Here is an 18190-nt window from a genome sequence, read left to right on the forward strand (position 1 = left end):
TATAAAATTAAGGAGATCTGCTGTGAACGAAAGACGTCTATTTGAGCGGACCACCACGTCAGTGCGAGTGGAAATGAGCAATCCCAGTTTTGGCACTATTGTAGGTTTTGCTAAAGACGTATCAGATGGCGGTGCACAGGTGCAAATTGAAAACCAACCTTGCCCTCCGATCGGAACAGAGGTCATGGTGATGTTTAGAAAATCCATTGGCCCAATTAACCATGAGCCTGTACGCATGAAAGTGATGCACCAGTTCAGGAATACTATTGGTTTAATGTTTGTACGTTAATTCCATAGTAAAAAAGCCATGCAGTTTTGCTGCATGGCTTTTTTTATTTAGTGGCACTGCTCTGGCAATACCAGCTTCAAATTCCCATGCTGAAAATTAGTGGCGAGCTGTTTTAAATCGCGGCACGCTAATTTTGCGTTATCTGAAACATCCACTTCTTTCAGCGCTAACAGATGCAACAATGGTTCAGCACTGGTTAAGTTATTTTTGCGTAGGATCAAGACCTTCAATTTACTGAAGTTGGTAATGGGCGCTACGGATTGCAGCGAGTTCTCAGCCAGATTTAATTGTTCAATTGCATGAAACTTTTCCAGCCCGGCGAGTGAACTAATGCCCGCATGGCTGCAGTTGAGCTGCTTTAAGTCTTCAGCTTTGGAGATTTTGTTGTCCAGAATTGTTTGCTCAACACATGAACGTAAGTGAGCATCTGCAATTGTGAAGTCTTTAAATAATGATGGCGGTGTATAAACAATATTGTTGTTCACACTAACTGAGTAATTTTTGCAGCCAGCGATAGTGCTTACCAAAATTACGCCAAGGATTTTGTAGATATATTTGCTGTGCATAATGAATGTGCCTGTTATGTACCTGATTGGCAGTGCTGACTAATTCAGACCTTGTAATTGAAGGTCATTCTGGCAGCCTCGTTCAAGCTTGCCAACCGCTTTGTGGATTTAAAACCTGCCAGTTGCATAAGAGTTTTTATAGGTGTCCGCGTCTGTAGCACGCTCGCCTTCGCTGTTGATAGAGTATTGGAAAGACTTAAGGTTCGTAGGATTTTTCTTTGATTTTTTAACGAGAGACACACACATCATGAAAAAACTAATTGTATTTTTATCGATTATCGCATTCACAGGTTGTGCGACTGTAGATCAGCAAACCGGCGAGCAAAACCCTAATAAAACTGGCAAAGGCGCTGGTATTGGGGCCATTGCAGGCGCAGTATTGGGCGCTGCCGTATCGAGTAAAAGTGACCGCGGTCGCGGCGCTGTAACAGGCGCAGTGCTGGGCGCTGCAGTTGGCGGTGGCGTTGGCCATTATATGGACAAGCAAGAAAAAGAATTGCGCGAAAAGCTGAAAGACAGTGGTGTACAGGTTAATCGCCAAGGCAATGATCTGAATTTGATCATGCCTGGCAATATCACTTTTGCGGTTGGCAAATCTGACATACGTTCGGACTTTTACTCGGTATTAAACTCCGTTGCACAAGCGCTGAAACAGTATGATCAAACCACTGTACGCATCAGCGGCTTTACGGATTCAACCGGGCCTTTGTCGTTCAACCAACGCTTGAGTGAAGAGCGCGCAAACAGTGTTCGCACTTATTTGTTGGCGCAGGGCGTAGCAAGTGAGCGCATCGATTCTGCTGGTTATGGCCCTGCGAATCCTATCGCTAGCAATGCCAGTGAAGATGGACGCCAAGCTAACCGCCGCGTAGAAATCAAATTAATCCCGATTCAACAATAGTTGTCGTCCAAGTAGCATTGCAAGTGCAATTGCGCCTTGCAATGCGAAATGAAACTGTTGATAATGCGCGCCTCTTGCAAGGTGCCCAGCTGATTTTGCAAGCCGCAATGGTGATCTAGCCGGTCCCCTCGCAATAATGACCTGTGAACCCCGCCAGGCCCGGAAGGGAGCAACGGTAGCAGTTAGTTATGTGCCGGGGTGTGGCTGGTTAGATTGCCTCCAACTCCAGTTTTATTCTTTAAATCCCCATTCGTTTTTCATCCTGCTCGCTGCCTTTGCGCGATCTTTCACGTGTCTATTTGCACCCTGTAAGGCTATAATTGCTTTCAATTTTGGCGATCTTCCCATTCGTTTTTCTAAGTCCGCCTGCGGACATTTAAGGGTTAGCAATTGGCATGAGTTATCAAGTTCTCGCTCGCAAATGGCGTCCGCGTATTTTCCGCGAAATGGTTGGGCAGGAGCATGTCCTGCAGGCGCTGATTAACGCGCTTGATCACAACCGTTTGCATCATGCTTATCTGTTTACCGGTACCCGAGGTGTAGGTAAAACCACCATCGCACGTATTTTGGCGAAGTGTTTGAACTGTGAAACCGGTGTGAGCTCCGAACCCTGCGGTACTTGCTCTGCTTGCCGTGAAATTGCCGAAGGCCGTTTTGTCGATTTGATTGAAGTGGATGCGGCCTCGCGCACCAAAGTTGAAGACACCCGCGAGCTCTTAGAGAACGTCCAATACGCGCCCACTCGCGGCCGTTACAAAGTATATTTGATCGACGAAGTTCACATGCTCTCCAACAGCAGTTTCAACGCATTGCTGAAAACACTGGAAGAACCGCCACCGCATGTAAAATTCCTGCTGGCGACGACTGATCCGCAAAAGCTCCCAATGACAATCCTGTCGCGCTGTTTGCAGTTCAATCTTAAAAACATGACGCCCGAGCGCATCGTCAATCACCTCAAGTTTGTGCTTGAGCAGGAAGTCATTCCATTTGAAGAAAGCGCGCTCTGGCTGTTGGGCCGAGCTGCCGACGGCAGTATGCGCGATGCTCTAAGCCTCACAGATCAATCCATTTCCTACGGTTCAGGCAAAATCACCCAGGCCGAAGTTGCTGCAATGCTAGGCACTTTGGACCAAGCGGCGGTGTATGAAATCGTTAATGCGCTGGCTTCGCTGGATGGCAAAGCAGTTCTGGGTGCGGTGCAAAATATGGCGGAACAAGCGCCAGACTATGCGAATGCGTTAGCGGAAATGCTGTCTGTTTTGCACCGAATTGCGATTGCCCAAGCCTTGCCAGAGGCAGTGGATAACAGCCACGGTGATAAAGAGCGGATCATGCAACTTGCACAGCAATTACCGGCTGAAGATGTGCAATTGTTTTATCAAACTGCATTGCTCGGCCGCCGCGATTTACCGCTGGCACCTGATGCCCGCGCCGGTTTTGAAATGGTGCTTCTGCGCATGTTGGCATTTAAGCCGCAAGGCGTAATTGATGTGCCGACTCAATCCTTGCCGCAATCTTCAGCGCAAGCAAGACCGGCACCTGCTGTTGTAGCTGCTCAGGCAAATGTTTCACCCGCAGCTGTTGCGCCGCAAGTCGCACCTGTTCAGGCTGCGCCTCAATCAGTGCAAACCGCGCCTTCTGCTGCGCCAGTGCCAGTGTCGGCGCCATCCCAAACACCTCCACCTTTTGATGGCCCTTACGATAATGCGCCGGAAATCAGCGGTGATGAGTATGATGAATATTCGGATGCACCTGCGTATCTGGATGCAGGCGATTATGGTTCTGTTAATGAGGTACCTGAACCAAAAAAGTCTGAAACGCCTGAAACCCAGGCGGCAGTCATTATTGAAACCAAGCCTGAAATCATTGCACCTCCTCCTGCACGAGAAGTTATTCAACCGCTCGCTCCTGAGTTGCCGCCCGTTACCGCGAAAGCGGTTCGCAAAGTTCCTTACGAGCAAGCTTCACCGCAGGATTGGCCAGAAATTTATTTAGGTCTGGGTGTAACTGGAATTCTGCAAAGTACCGTCGCTAATTGCCAATTGGTTGCGCGTAACGGCAATGAATTTCAATTTATTGTGGATGAAAACAACAGCACGCTTTATGACCCAAGTCATCAGCAGCGCTTAGCGGATTTGCTCAGCAATTATTTTATCGAGCGTGTACACGTAAAAATTCAACCGGGAAAATTAACCGCTGAAACACCAGCGCTGATTGCCAAGCGCCATCAGGAAGAGCGTTATGCCAATGCGGTGAATGCAATTAAAACTGATCCAATTGTGCAGCAATTGATTGAACATTTTGGCGCAACCCTGCGTGAAGATACTATTCAGGCCATTTAGTTTTGGTCAGGCCAATTTTGGTCAAGCCATTTAATTTTGTAATTGAAAAAGAGGTAGCTATGAACATCGGCGACTTAATGAAACAAGCGCAACAAATGCAAGCCAACATGCAAAAAATGCAGGAAGACCTCGCTCATGCAGAAGTGAAAGGCGAAGCGGGAGCAGGTTTGGTTTCGGTAGTAATGACGGGCCGACACGATGTTAAGCGCGTGAATATTGATGCGAGCTTGATGAGTGAAGATAAAGAAATGCTGGAAGATTTACTTGCAGCTGCAGTGAATGATGCCGTAAGAAAAGTTGAAACCCAAAATCGGGATCAAATGGCCAAGATGACTGCCGGTATGGGTTTGCCTGCAGATTTTAAAATGCCGTTTTAATTTGAAATAAATATTTTGTTAAGCGGGACGACTCGATTTACATAACGTTATTACCGAATAAATCTTGAGAAAATTTAATAAATGTTCAGCCCCTTAATCGACGAACTTATGTCATCTCTGCGCTGCTTACCTGGCGTTGGGCCGAAATCGGCGCAACGTATGGCTTTGCATTTATTGGAGCGCGATCGTGAAGGTGCAGAACGTTTAGCGCAGAGTTTACATAAAGCCGTGGAAGGTGTCGGCCGCTGCAAAAGTTGCCGCACACTTACTGAGCAGGACTTTTGCGGTATTTGTAATAACGCACGTCGCGACAGCAGCATTATTTGTGTTGTTGAAACACCTGCAGATGTTTTAGCCATTGAGCAAGCGGGTACTTATCAAGGTAAATATTTTGTATTGCTCGGCCATTTATCACCTATTGATGGTATAGGGCCAGAAGATATTGGTATCGACCAACTTATTAATTTGTTACAGCAAGCAACAGCAAATGCTGAACCCATTAAAGAAATTATTCTTGCCACAAATCCCACCGTCGAAGGTGAAGCTACGGCTTATTACATTAGCGAGCGCGCTAAGCACCACAATGTTCTTGTTTCGCGAATTGCACACGGTGTTCCGCTGGGCGGCGAATTGGAATTTATTGATGGTGGAACCCTGGCGCACGCGTTCTCTAGCCGTAGAAGTTTTTAATTTATGATTATTTCCACAGAACCGGTTTGGATTGCGCAGGATGCAGAGCTTGCAGATTTGTGCACACGCTTGCGTCAGCAAGCAGCAATTGCCGTCGATACCGAATTTATGCGCACGGATACTTTTTATCCAATTGCAGGTTTGATTCAACTTGGCGATGGCAAAACCAGTTATTTAATTGATCCGCTCGCTATCCAGGATTTTTCATCTTTGCGCGAACTGATGTTGGATGAGCAAGTTGTAAAGGTTTTGCACTCGTGTTCTGAAGATATTGAAGTATTTGAGCGTTTGTTAGGTGTGGTTCCGTCCCCCATTTTTGATACGCAAATTGCAGCTGCCTTCGCTGGTTTTGGTTTTTCCCTCGGTTACGCGGGTTTGGTGAAAGCAGTTCTTGCGATTGAAATTCCCAAAGATGAAACTCGCTCTGACTGGTTGCAACGTCCTCTAAGTACGTCGCAATTAAAATATGCTGCGCTGGATGTTGCACACATGCTGATTGTGTACGGCAAGTTGCTACAAACTTTGAAAGCAAGCGAGCGTTTGCAATGGGTGAAAAGTGATTGTGCAGATTTAGTTGTTAATGCGCGTAAGCCTGATGATTATGCTGAAGCTTTTCATAAAGTCGGTTTTGCGTGGAAGTTGCGGCCGCTGGAATTGGCTATATTGCGCGATCTTTGCATTTGGCGTGAAGTTGAATCGCGTGCGCGCGATATTCCGCGCAATCGTTTAATCAAAGAGCCTTCGTTATTTGAAATCGCACGTAAGCAACCGCAGGACGCTGCGCATTTGCAGCGCATAGAAGATATTCCTTCGCGTACTTTGCGCAACGATACCGAAACCTTGTTAAGAATCATTCAGGACAGCGCCGCCACGAATCCAGCCACTTGGCCTGCGCGTTTGGATGCACCGCTAGCACTTAGCGAAGCACCCTTGATGAAATCCTTAAAAAAATATGTTCGCGATGTGGCGGAGGGGTTGAGCCTGCCTCCTGAATTGTTAATTCGTAAAAGAGAATATGAAGCTATAGCGCGTTCCGGGTTAAAAGGCGGAACTTATAGTTTGCCTGAGCGTTTACTTGGCTGGCGATATGAAATTATCGGAAAAGGATTATTAGAGGTCGCTCAAAATACCACAGTAGGTATTAACAGTTTGGATGCTGAAGAATCTGTTTCACCCACCATCATCGAATAAGCAAACTGTTATTGAGTAACCAAACTAATGAAAATTATTTGCCAGATTTATCGTAGCCCAAAAGAAGAGGGCATGTATCTTTACGTTAAAAAAGAAGATGGAATCAGTAAAGTTCCAGAAGAATTATTGAGACTTTTTGGTACACCTCAACCCGCTATGGTGTTGTTGCTAACGCCGGAAAAAAAATTAGCACGCGTGAGTGTCGAGAAAGTCGCAGAAAGCCTTGAGTCGCAAGGTTATTATTTACAATTGCCGCCGCGCAACGAGCAAGATCCGGAAATGCAGGCTATGCGCACAAAAAATTCCAAACTTTCAGGTTAAGGTGCAGGTTAAGTAAAATGCCAGTACAAGTTTTTTGGCGTGCGAAAAAATTGCATGAAATGTCTCCCGCAGAGTTTGAGTCTCTGTGCGATGGCTGCGGCAAATGTTGCCTGCATAAATTGGAAGATGAAGACACCGGCGATGTTTATTACACCAAAGTGGCGTGTCGTTTTCTCGATCACGATACATGTAAATGCCAGGTTTACGCGGAGCGCCAAAAACATGTTCCCGATTGCATTACGCTTACGCCGGAATCTGTTAAAGATACATATTGGTTGCCTGAAACCTGTGCCTATCGTTTAATTGATGAAGGCATTCCACTATTTGACTGGCATCCATTGATATCCGGCGATCCAGATTCAGTTCATAAAGCGGGTATGTCAGTAGCAGGGCAAGTTGTGCACGAAAATTCAGTCAACCCCGACGATCTTGAAGATCACATTGTGCGTTGGGTGTAAGGAGAATCATGAGTCAAATCACAACAATACAATATGCGTGGGCGATCTATTTCGCTGGCAGCCTTGGCTGCACAATCGCCGCTTGGTGGATGTTTATTTGGGCATGGCGTTTTGTCCGCTACGCAGCAGTTGTTACTGTCCTGACTCTGCTGTTCACGCCTTATGCAATAGATGCAGAAACCATGACTATGGCACCTGCCATTTACACGCTGGTATTTGAAGGTATGTCGCAAGGCTTGCCAGCGATAACGCCGCTCATAAAACTCATGGTGGGTATTTGGTTGATTGGGATAATCCTGGTGTTGGTATTTGTAGTGCTTACCCGCAAATCGGGCGAACAAAAATCACCGCGCAATAAACCCAGAGGCACTCAATCCTCTAGCTCCCGAAATTCCCGCCGGTTAGAACACCATGGTGGACGTCGCCATGAAACGCCCGTTGTGCGCTCGTCGTCGCGCGGCTTGAGTCGCGATGAGTTCGAGGCGCGAGAAGAATTGTTGAAAGGCGAAGTGCCCATGCGTGCCATCAGGGATTAGTTTTAATTTACATCAAAAAGCCGGCTCAGCCGGCTTTTTTTATTTAAGGTGTCAGGAAAATGGCGATTTGCCATTTTAGTGCTATAAATGAATGAAGATATTACCCGGGAATTCAATTGTGAACCTTGGGACATTTAACCTTATCGCCGCCTGACAGAAGGCTCTGATTATGCGCAACAGAATATTTTTACTTCTCATTTTATCGGCATGCTTTTCGGTTACGCCTGGTGCATTCGCGCAGACTTCAGAGCCCGCGAAAGAAGCTAGTCATTCTTCTGCGGTAACTCAATCCAAAAATGAAAAAGCGGTAAAAAAAGAAGACACTAAAACGTCCGCAGACGCCAAAAGTAGCGCTGCAACAAAAACTGCCAGTGATAATAAAGCGGCAAAAATATTGCCTTCAGATGTGCGTGTGCTTATAGATGTATCGGGCAGCATGAAGCAAACCGATCCTAAAAATTTGCGCAAGCCAGCACTGGATTTGATTGTCCGCTTATTGCCAGATAAAAGCCGCGCGGGTGTTTGGACGTTTGGTAACTCGGTCAATATGCTCATGCCTTTCAAGCCAGTGGACGCTGCCTGGCGTAAACAAGCTGCTGCTAAATCCAACGAAATCAATTCTATTGCCATGTATACCAATATCGGCAAGGGGTTGGATGAAGTTAGTTTTGACAAAAACTCCCTCAGTCCCGATTACAAAACCCATATAGTGTTATTGACCGATGGTGTGGTTGATATTGGCAAAGATGCGGTGGGGAATAATACCGAGCGTCAGCGCATTATTAACGACATTCTGCCTAGCTTGAAATCAGCGGGCTACGTTGTTCACACCATTGCGCTCTCTGAAAATTCTGACATGGATTTACTGAAGAAAATCTCCATAGCGACCGACGGTGTTTACACATTAGCGGTTTCTGCTGATCAATTGATGAGTGTGTTTTTAAAAATATTTGATCAAGCAGTTCCTGCAGAACGCGTTCCTTTGGAAAATAACGGCTTTTTAGTTGACGCCAGTATTAAAGAATTTACCGCGCTCATTTTCCGTAAACCCGGCGAAGACAGAACTGTTATAGAATCGCCTGAAGGCAAGGAATATTCTGCCACTAACCCCGGCGACGGAATCAATTGGTATCGCACAGATAAATACGATTTGATTACGGCGGATTTACCCAAAGCCGGGCAATGGAAAATAAAGACCGAGATAGCGCCGCAGAGCCGCATTACCGTGGTGAGTAATTTGCAATTGATTGTTGATCCTCTAAAGAACAATATTCATAGCAATGATGCATTGCCGGTGTCCTACTCGTTTCAAGAAAATGAAAAAACCATTACTGATAAAGAATTTTTGGGTTTAATAGAAGCTAACGCCATAGTGGCTAAAGATAACACCGAAGAAAACACCAGCGCTTCGTTTACCGCATCTGTACCACCGGCAGACGGCTTTTTTCACCAAAGTTTGAACACTTTTCCTTCAACAGGTGATTATGAACTGCACATATATGTTGATGGAAAAACCTTTAAACGAGAGTTCAAACACAGCTTAACGGTGCGAGACAGCCTGCTGGTTTTGGAAAAAACCAAAGCTGATGATGAGCATGGTAAAACGACCTACACCTATAAAATATCTACCGATGAGAAAATAGTTGATATCAAAAAAACACAAGTGAGCGTGAGTATAAAAAATTCACAAAACAACAATCTCGATAAAAATCTAAGCTTGCTGGATTCCAATCGCTGGGAGTTCTCTTTCTCGCCCATCCAGGAAGGTGAATATAATATTGATATTCGTGCACAAGGCGATTTGTTGGATGGTGGTAAGTTAGATGAAACCTTACACGCAGATACTTTTACACACACCATTAAAAAGGCTGAGCAAGCTTCATCTGTAGCTAAAGAAGAACCCAAAGCTGTGGAAGAAAAGCCGGAAGAATCCAATAATATGTTGCTGTATGCCGCTATTGGTTTGGGCAATTTATTGTTGATAGTCGCAATCTATTTTGCATACAGATTTTTTATGGGCGGCAAGGCAAAAGATGAGTTGGCGGAGTTTGAAAAAACTTTGGCCGCAACCTCTGCAACTGACGTAAAAAGTTCTGGTAAAGCTTCAGAAGAAAAAACGGTTACAAAAAAGCCGCCGGAAAAAACTGAAATTGATTTGTCCGATGAAGACCCAGCCCATATTCCCATGAGTGATGATGATTCCAGTCTGGACAAATTATTCCCTTTGGATAGTATGGATGACCCTACTGACAAAAAATAGCCTTTACGATGTTGGATCTGCGTGTTGATTTAGAAAAGTGTACATTTGAACTTATCAGCGAACTGCGGTTGCCTTTGGTTAACCGCTTCTATTCCAGTTGTAATTATCGGGTTAAATGCGGGCGCTTTGAGCGTGTTTACAGCTTAGCCTTAGAAGGCAACATTATTGCGGCAGCGCGTTTAATTCCCCAGCGTTCCGGTCATTTCCTATTGCGAAATCTGTGTGTTGAGCCAGCCTTGAGAAACCAAGGAGTAGCGAGTTATTTATTGCGCACGCTACTGGTAAGTTTGGGTGAAGCAAACTGTTATTGTTATGCGCTTCCGCATCTGCAACATTTTTATTTGTCGTTGCAATTTACACATCTCGCTCCAGAACAAGTTCCTCAGGATATAGCTGAGATGTATATTCGCCATCGTGAACGCAAGCGCGGTTGGTTCCTTATGGGATACATCAATTCCGCTGGTTTGGCGCAATTAGAACCATAAGTAAAATCTACTGGTTCTTGCGTTTTTCCGGCGCTATGATTCGGCATCAACCAAGGAGATTTGCTATGAATATTAATATTGGTATCAACGAGCAAGACCGTCAGGAAATCGCGCAAGGTTTATCCAGATTACTGGCAGACACCTATACCCTTTATTTAAAAACCCATAATTTTCATTGGAATGTCACCGGGCCTATGTTTCAAACCTTACATTTAATGTTTGAAACGCAATATACCGAACTCGCGTTGGCTGTGGACCTAATTGCAGAGCGTATTCGCTCGCTTGGTGTTTATGCGCCAGGAACTTACAAGCAATTTGCAACCTTAAGCAGTATTGAAGAAGACGATGGTATTCCAAAAGCGCAAGATATGATTCGTTTGTTAGTTGAAGGGCAAGAAGCTGTTGTGCGTACTGCGCGCTCGCTTTACGATGTGGTTGAAAAAGCCAACGATGAAGCAACTGCAGATTTACTCACCCAACGTATTCAGCTGCACGAAAAAACTGCCTGGATGTTGCGTAGCTTGCTCGAATAATTTCTCAGCACATAAAAAAAGCCGATCCCGTGAGGGGCCGGCTTTTTTTATGTCGGAAAAATGTTAAACCAATGGCAGTTGAATATTAAAACAGGTGCCAAATTTCTCGTCGGAAGTCACTGACATTTGGCCATCGTGATGATCTGTAATAATAAAATAGGAATAAGACAATCTGTGTTCAACAGGGCAAGCAGGGTCGCGATCAGAAATAGAGAAGAATGGTTGGAAAATATCTTCTTGTTCAAGCGGGCTTAATGCCTTGCCATTGTGTTGCACTTTAATCCATAGGGAATCGTAAAATTCGCTAATCTCAATATTAATCGCAGGATTCTCATGCGATGCTTTATTCAATGAGTGGAACGCATTGCGCAACAGGCGCACAAATACTTGCTGTAGCTCTGAGTGATAGCAAGGAATATGCGGCAGCCCTTCGTGATAATGGCGAGTGATGTGAATATCGCCGAACCGCAAGCCCGATAAATCTGTAAATAAGCTGCCTGCTAAATTAATGCTCTGATCCATTAGCACTTTAATGTCGGCAGGTGCTTTTTCATGGTGATGGCTGCTGGCTAAATCTAATAAGTTTTGAATGATAGCGGATGCTTGTTTACCGCTGAAGCACGCATTTTTCAATGTATCTAGCAGCTCGCTTTTAATTGCACTTACTTCATTGGAAGAAAGTTTTTCTTGTGCATTAAGGAGGCTGGATAAAATGGATTGCAATGGCAAATTAATATCGTAGGCCATAGCGGAAGCCAGTTCACCCATGGCAGAAATTTTATCGCGTTCCGACACTTTATTTTCTGCTTTCATTTGTTTGGTGATGTCATCCACCAAAATCACTACGCCTGTTTCGTCTTTATCGGTTAGCGCATAAATAGTGATGTCAAAATAATATTGGTCCCGTTGGCTGTGTTTAATCGCCATGGTTTTTTTGGTTTGCAGAACTTCTGCAACTTGATCTGGCGTGAGCGTGATTGCAGGGTAGGCTTCCCACAAGTTCTTGCCCAGTACGCTTGCAATAGGGCGCCCGGTTGAAGTTTCCGCCACCTGGTTCCATTGAATAATTTCCATACGTTGGTTTAAACCAATCAGCATGAGTGGCATGGATTCCACGATATTGGTGATATATTCTTCGCGGCTTTTAAGTGCTTCTGTGGTTTCTATGAGCGATGCAGTTCTTCTTGCAACACGATCTTCAAGCGTTGCTTTAATGTCTTTCAGCTCACGGTTGGCACGGCCAGCGCGGCGGTTAGACAGTAATAGAAAAATCATCACAATTAAAAGCGTAAGTATGAGAACGCTACTGGAAAAATTGGCTACCCACTGCCATTTTGTCGTGCCGTCGGGATTTCTAAAACGCCAGAAAATATCGGCATAGGCGTGAAAACTAACTGAGCTGAGAAGCAGGGCGGCTAAGCATTTTTTCATGGGCCACTTTTTCATAGAGACATCACTGTACATGGGGGGAGGCGCTAATTTATGTCGGCCTGCCTGAAGTTGCGTATTGTATTACATCTGTGAACTTAGGTGAAATTGATCCTTCTATTGACGAGCTTGTGAGATGGTTTCAAGCTTTCGTCTATTAAGATCACTATCTTAGGTTTAGAAACCTAATCCCAGCTGAATAGCGCTGATCCGGCGTTCCGTTTGGATTAAATCTGGTGAACTTTCGTTGCAGAGCCTGTACCTGAATGATACGAAATAAGAAAACAATGTTAATTGTGCTTGCTGCATTCGCGCTTGGCTTTGTGGTGAGCGAATATCGCCATCAAAAACTGGCAGAGCAAGATTCTCATGCTGCACCTGGAGCTCAATTTAGTGTACCTAAGCCATCAACTAAACCCGCATTAAATGAAGTACCCTCAAGCACGCCAGATACCGGATCTTTTACTCCTGATGAAAAAATGATCGAACCATTTTTGTGGGAGAAAATAGAACAACTAATTGCCAGATCACAATTCGATGATGCCATTCGCCTTTTGCAAACCCAAATGGGCGAGCCTAAAAACGCCGCACGAGCCTGGCTGACATTGGCGTCAATTTATAAAAAGCAATCCCAGCCCCTGGCTGCCGTAGATGCATGGTTTCGTTATGTGAAACTGGAAATGGATGACCAAAAAATAAATAAAGCCTTAGGTGATATAAAAATTTATTTATTGCAGCTAAAAGATACGCCGGTATTAATTAATAACGATTATTCCTGGTTGCTGGCGCAATTTGATGAATTGCTAAAATATAATCCTAACGATGGTGACTTGCACCTTATTCTCGCGGCGCTCTTGGTGCAGCTGAATGACGATTATCAGGCGCAATATCACGCACTTATGGCAGTGAATGATCCGCGTGCCCAGAAAAAGGCAGAAGTTATACTCGCCCAACTCAATGGTACCAATACGCCGGAGGAAATAAGCATCCCTTTAATTCGTCACGGTAACCAATATTTAGTCAATGTATATATTGAAGGTAATTCGGCCAAATTATTACTGGACACTGGTGCATCACTGAGCGGCTTATCTGCTAGCTATACCGCAAAATATCCGTCGCTGATTAAGGCTACAAAACCCATTCGTTTAAATACAGCGAGTGGCGCGCATGATAGCTTTTTATTTACGGTTAACAGCATCGCCATTGAAGATATGGTTTTTAATCAACATATCCTCACGCAGTTGCCAATGGATAATTCGCAGGGGTTTGATGGCTTGTTAGGGGTAGATATTCTTGGCCGCTTTGATTTTTTCATTGACCAAAATTCAGCCGTTTTGCGATTAAAGGCTAGGAAGCAGTAGTGCGTCCGAATTTCGCTCCCATGGTATTATGCGCACCTGAGTTTAAAAGGTGAGATGTATGGCTGGCGAATGGTTGGAATATAAACAATCTGTCGACAATGTAATGGCGCAAGACCATTATAAATTGCTACGCCGCTTGGGCGAGTTAGAAAAACTTGCGCGCGCTCAAAAGCCATACGAGCTTGCTTTGGAAAAATGGCAACAGCAATTACTTTTATCAAAAGCCAAAGTGGAAAATCGCAAGCTGCTTATACCCACTAGTATTCATTTCCCCGATTTACCCGTATGTGAAAAGCGCGAAGAGATAGCACAGATTATTGCGAACAACCAAGTAGTTGTGCTGGCTGGTGAAACTGGTTCGGGTAAAACCACACAAATTCCTAAAATCTGTTTAACCCTGGGGCGCGGTGCGCGTGGGCTAATTGGCCACACCCAGCCGCGTCGTATCGCGGCTAATACGGTGGCAACACGTATTGCCGAAGAATTGCATACCAAGTTAGGTGAAAAGGTTGGCTACCAGGTTCGTTTTAGCGATCAGTCGAGTGAGCAAACTTTAATTAAGGTAATGACTGACGGTATTTTGCTGGCTGAAATTCAAAATGATCCTTATTTAAATAAATACGACACGCTAATTATCGATGAAGCGCACGAGCGCAGTTTAAATATTGATTTTCTGCTCGGTTACCTGAAGCAATTATTGCCGCGCCGTCCCGATCTAAAGCTAATAATCACCTCGGCAACAATTGATTTAGAAAAATTTTCTCAGCATTTCAATAATGCTCCTATTATCGAAGTCTCTGGTCGTACTTATCCGGTTGACGTTTGGTATCGCCCGCTATTTGAATCCCAGGCAAAAGATGACGAAAGCGAAGACACTGAACAAGATATTTACAGTGCGATGGTTGATGCTGTGCATGAAATCGAATTGCACGAAAAAACCGGCGGAGGTCCACGCGGTGGCGATATTTTAATTTTTCTTAGCGGTGAACGCGAAATTCGTGAGGCGGCCGATGCGTTGCGCAAAGCGCAGTTTGCGCACATGGAGGTCGTACCTTTTTATGCCCGTTTAAGTTTGGCAGAGCAGCAACGTGTATTTGCTCCGCACACAGGTCGTCGTATTGTCTTGGCGACTAACGTTGCCGAAACATCCATCACTGTGCCTGGTATTCGTTACGTAATTGATCCTGGTTTTGCGCGTATTTCACGTTATTCTTATCGCACTAAAGTTCAGCGTTTACCTATTGAACCTGTCTCGCAAGCGAGCGCAAACCAACGTAAAGGCCGATGCGGCCGCGTGGCGGAAGGTATTTGTATTCGTTTATACAGCGAAGAGGATTTTAACAATCGCCCTGCGTTTACAGATGCAGAAATTTTGCGCACAAATCTCGCGGCAGTGATTTTGCAAATGTTGCAACTGAAAATGGGCGACATTCATAAGTTCCCTTTTATTGATGCGCCGGATCATCGTTTAATTAGCGATGGCTATAAATTGCTGGAAGAGTTACAAGCGGTAAATACTAAAAACCAACTTACATCGGTGGGAACGCAGCTGAGTAAGTTGCCGCTTGATCCGCGCCTTGCGCGCATGTTACTCGCAGCGCAAGAACAATCCTGTGTGCGGGAATTATTGATTATTGCGAGTGCACTGTCGGTACAAGATCCCCGTGAGCGTCCGGTGGAAAAACAGCAGGCAGCTGACCAAAGTCATCGCCGTTTTTGGGCGGAATTTTCAGACTTTGCCGGCTTTGTAAATCTATGGGATTATTTTGAAACCCAACGTCAGGAGCTCTCGCAAAACCAGTTGCGAAAATTGTGTAAAAAAGAATTTTTAAATTACATGCGTTTACGTGAGTGGCGAGATATTCACCACCAATTGTGCGTAGCCATTAAAGATTTAGGCTTTAAAGCAAATACGATTCCTGCTGGATACGACCCCGTTCATAAAGCCTTATTAAGTGGCTTGCTCGGCAATCTCGGTTTTAATCACGAAGAGCGCGAATACCTGGGTGCGCGTAACCGTAAATTCAGTATTTTCCCCGGCTCGTCATTAATTAAAAAAACACCTAAATGGATTATGGCAGCGGAGCTGATTGAGACTTCAAAGTTATTTGCTCACACTGTGGCCAAGATTGAGCCAGAATGGGCTTTGGCTGCGGCAGAGCATTTGGTTAAGCGCCAGTATTTTGAGCCACATTACAACAGCCATAGCGGCCAGGTAATGGCTTATGAAAAAGTAAGCTTGTATGGGCTCACTTTAATTGAAAAGAAATCAGTCATTTATTCGCACATAGATCCAGCCATTTGCCGTGAGGTTTTTATTCGTGCTGCTTTTGTTGAAGGGCAATATGCGGAAAATCCCAAGCGTAAAAATATGCAGCGCAAAGGGGCAGTGAACGATTTCTTTGAGCATCAACAAGCTCTACTAAAGGAATTGGATGATCTGGAAGCAAAATCCCGCCGTCGCGATATTCTAGCGGACGAGCAAGTGATTTTTGAATTCTACAATGAAGTGATTCCAGAACAGATTATTAATCTTGCGGGTTTTGAAAATTGGCGAAAAAAAGCTGAGCAAGAAAATCCCAAGGTTTTATTCATCAGCCGCGAAGCTTTAATGCGGCACGGTGCGCTGGATATTACCCAGGCACAATTTCCCAACGAATTAGAATGGCGCGGCATGGTATTTCCGCTAACTTATCATTTTGAGCCAAGCCACCCTGATGATGGTGTGAGTATTCATGTCCCTATGAGTGTGCTACATCAATTACCAGAGCAGCGTCTTGAATGGTTGGTGCCGGGAATGCTGCGCGATAAATGTATTAATTTGGTAAAGAGTTTACCTAAGTCGTTACGCAAACATTTCGTACCCGTACCAGATGTGGTTGATAAAGCCTTGGCCGCAATGTCGCCCGATAATAAACCCTTAACCGATGCATTGGGTTTGCAATTAAAGCGTCAAACAGGAGTTGATGTTGGTGTAGATGCATGGCTGGAAACGCAAGTGGATAATTATTATCGCTTCAATATTAAAGTGGTGGATGACAAAGGCAAAGTGATTGCCAGTGGTCGAGACTTGTCGCCACTGCGCGAAAAATACCGCGCGCAGGTGCAACAAAATATTCAATCGGCGGCGACGAACATCGAGCGCGATAATATTACCCAGTGGGATTTTGAATCCTTGCCGCAAGCCATTCAATTGCAACGCAATGGGATTGGTATTCGCGCTTATCCTGCATTGGTTGATAAAACGAGTTCTGTTGCCTTGCAAGTTTTGGATAATCCACAACAAGCTTTGGAGTTGACGCAGCGCGGTCTTGCGCGCTTGATGCATCTCCAGCTCAACCAAACTGTAAAATATTTGCAAAAGGAATTATTGAAAGGGCAAGAGATCGCTTTGACACTTGCAGGTATAGGCTCTCGGGATCAAGTCTCTGACGATATTATTCTAGCTGCGATTAAGCAATTAGCATTGCGTGATACCTTGCAATTGCCGCGCACTAAAGCAGAATTTGACGAAAGGTTAACTTCAATCAAAGATAAGTTAGTTGCAGCGGCAGAAGATATTAGCTCGCATTTACTTGCAAGTTTGAAGCTGTTGGTTGATGTAAAGAAAACGATTAAGCAACAAAAAAATGCTTTGGCTCTTGCGTTCGCGCTCAGTGATATTCAGGAACAACTTAAACATTTGTTTTATCCCGGTTTGGTTTATAAAACGCCGGATGAATGGTTGCGCCAGTACTCTCGTTATTTACGTGCAATTCAATTGCGCTTGGAAAAAGCTGCACTTAATCCACAAAAAGATAAATTAACTTTGCTGGAAATCCAACCTTATTGGCAGCGCTTGCAAGAGTATATTGAAAAAGAAGGCGCGTTTGTAATGACGCAGAATGCAGCTCTAATGGAATACCGGTGGTGGATTGAAGAGTTGCGGGTGAGTTTATTTGCGCAGACCTTAAAAACCCAGATTCCTATTTCGCCCAAACGTTTGGATAAGCAGTGGGAATTGGTGCTGGAAAAATAGTTTATTGGTAAGCACTTTTTGCTTTGCTTTGCTTTGCTTTGCTTTTGATTTAAACATCCCATGCAAGCTCCCCGAGCACTGGAAGAAAATGACTGGCAAACGCACAGGAAGTGCGTTTGAGTGACTACGCGGCATGGATGCCGCGTCGGAACGACGGTCATTTTCTGAGGTGCGGAGGATACAGGAGCGAGACGGGTGTCTTTTTTTGCTTACTTTTTTGGACAAGCAAAAAAGTGAGGCCTGCGGCAGGCGTTCGTACTTTAATTTTTATGAATAAATTGATTTTTAGAGAAATTTTGTTTCGCCTGCTGGCGAGTCACTTTTCTTTGTCTCGCCAAAGAAAAGTAACCCAAAGAAAGGCGACCCCAACTCACGCCTGTTTCCTGCGCTTCTCGAAAAATAGCTGTCGTTCCGACGCGACATCCATGTCGCGT

Annotated in this window: 16 protein-coding genes and 1 other RNA gene; 15 read left to right on the top strand and 2 right to left on the bottom strand. The window is 44.8% G+C overall.

What is annotated here, in order from left to right; translation table 11 throughout:
* The first annotated feature begins 22 nt into the window (after positions 1-22).
* Positions 23-289: a PilZ domain-containing protein gene (locus IE104_RS03380; RefSeq protein WP_189416049.1), complete on the top strand. Its 267-nt coding sequence runs from the start codon at positions 23-25 to the stop codon at positions 287-289.
* 47 nt (positions 290-336) lie between these two features.
* Here the strand turns inward: IE104_RS03380 and IE104_RS03385 are convergent, their stop codons facing one another.
* Complete coding sequence (locus IE104_RS03385) at positions 337-855, bottom strand: leucine-rich repeat domain-containing protein (RefSeq protein WP_229837596.1); 519 nt, start codon at positions 853-855, stop codon at positions 337-339.
* 247 nt (positions 856-1102) lie between these two features.
* On the opposite strand from IE104_RS03385, the gene IE104_RS03390 reads away from it, so the two are divergent.
* The 12 genes from IE104_RS03390 (at position 1103) to IE104_RS03445 (ending at position 10949) form a co-directional block, all read left to right on the top strand.
* Positions 1103-1756 carry a YiaD family glycine zipper/OmpA-like lipoprotein gene (locus IE104_RS03390; protein WP_189416051.1) on the top strand — a complete coding sequence of 218 codons (654 nt, stop codon included), beginning with the start codon at positions 1103-1105 and terminating at the stop codon, positions 1754-1756.
* Between the two features lie 117 nt (positions 1757-1873).
* Positions 1874-1969: signal recognition particle sRNA small type (ffs, locus tag IE104_RS03395), an RNA gene on the top strand.
* Between the two features lie 182 nt (positions 1970-2151).
* Positions 2152-4098: a DNA polymerase III subunit gamma/tau gene (gene dnaX, locus IE104_RS03400; protein WP_189416052.1), complete on the top strand. Its 1947-nt coding sequence runs from the start codon at positions 2152-2154 to the stop codon at positions 4096-4098.
* A gap of 59 nt (positions 4099-4157) precedes the next feature.
* Positions 4158-4475 (top strand): YbaB/EbfC family nucleoid-associated protein, encoded by a 318-nt coding sequence (locus tag IE104_RS03405; protein WP_189416053.1) that lies wholly within the window; start codon positions 4158-4160, stop codon positions 4473-4475.
* A gap of 81 nt (positions 4476-4556) precedes the next feature.
* Positions 4557-5165 carry a recombination mediator RecR gene (recR, locus tag IE104_RS03410; protein ID WP_189416055.1) on the top strand — a complete coding sequence of 203 codons (609 nt, stop codon included), beginning with the start codon at positions 4557-4559 and terminating at the stop codon, positions 5163-5165.
* 3 nt (positions 5166-5168) lie between these two features.
* Positions 5169-6356, top strand: a complete 1188-nt coding sequence (gene rnd / locus IE104_RS03415) for a ribonuclease D (RefSeq protein WP_189416056.1) — start codon at positions 5169-5171, stop codon at positions 6354-6356.
* A 27-nt stretch (positions 6357-6383) separates the two neighbouring features.
* Positions 6384-6677 carry a YcgL domain-containing protein gene (locus tag IE104_RS03420; RefSeq protein WP_189416058.1) on the top strand — a complete coding sequence of 98 codons (294 nt, stop codon included), beginning with the start codon at positions 6384-6386 and terminating at the stop codon, positions 6675-6677.
* A 17-nt stretch (positions 6678-6694) separates the two neighbouring features.
* Positions 6695-7135, top strand: a complete 441-nt coding sequence (locus IE104_RS03425) for a YcgN family cysteine cluster protein (RefSeq protein WP_189416059.1) — start codon at positions 6695-6697, stop codon at positions 7133-7135.
* A gap of 8 nt (positions 7136-7143) precedes the next feature.
* The gene (locus IE104_RS03430) at positions 7144-7671 is read left to right on the top strand and encodes a hypothetical protein (protein WP_189416060.1); all 528 of its coding nucleotides are present in this window, start codon (positions 7144-7146) and stop codon (positions 7669-7671) included.
* 169 nt (positions 7672-7840) lie between these two features.
* Positions 7841-9931, top strand: a complete 2091-nt coding sequence (locus tag IE104_RS03435; protein WP_189416062.1) for a VWA domain-containing protein — start codon at positions 7841-7843, stop codon at positions 9929-9931.
* An 8-nt stretch (positions 9932-9939) separates the two neighbouring features.
* Positions 9940-10416: a GNAT family N-acetyltransferase gene (locus tag IE104_RS03440; protein ID WP_189416063.1), complete on the top strand. Its 477-nt coding sequence runs from the start codon at positions 9940-9942 to the stop codon at positions 10414-10416.
* Positions 10417-10481: 65 nt separating this feature from the next.
* Positions 10482-10949 (top strand): Dps family protein, encoded by a 468-nt coding sequence (locus IE104_RS03445; protein ID WP_189416065.1) that lies wholly within the window; start codon positions 10482-10484, stop codon positions 10947-10949.
* A gap of 63 nt (positions 10950-11012) precedes the next feature.
* Here the strand turns inward: IE104_RS03445 and IE104_RS03450 are convergent, their stop codons facing one another.
* Positions 11013-12395, bottom strand: a complete 1383-nt coding sequence (locus IE104_RS03450) for a two-component system sensor histidine kinase NtrB (protein ID WP_229837597.1) — start codon at positions 12393-12395, stop codon at positions 11013-11015.
* Positions 12396-12664: 269 nt separating this feature from the next.
* On the opposite strand from IE104_RS03450, the gene IE104_RS03455 reads away from it, so the two are divergent.
* Positions 12665-13738, top strand: a complete 1074-nt coding sequence (locus IE104_RS03455) for a retropepsin-like aspartic protease (protein ID WP_189416066.1) — start codon at positions 12665-12667, stop codon at positions 13736-13738.
* Between the two features lie 58 nt (positions 13739-13796).
* Entirely contained in the window at positions 13797-17756 is a 3960-nt protein-coding gene (hrpA, locus tag IE104_RS03460) for an ATP-dependent RNA helicase HrpA (RefSeq protein WP_189416067.1), read from the top strand.
* Positions 17757-18190 lie beyond the last annotated feature (434 nt).

This window comes from Cellvibrio zantedeschiae, assembly GCF_014652535.1.
In the GTDB taxonomy this organism is placed as follows: Bacteria; Pseudomonadota; Gammaproteobacteria; order Pseudomonadales; family Cellvibrionaceae; genus Cellvibrio; species Cellvibrio zantedeschiae.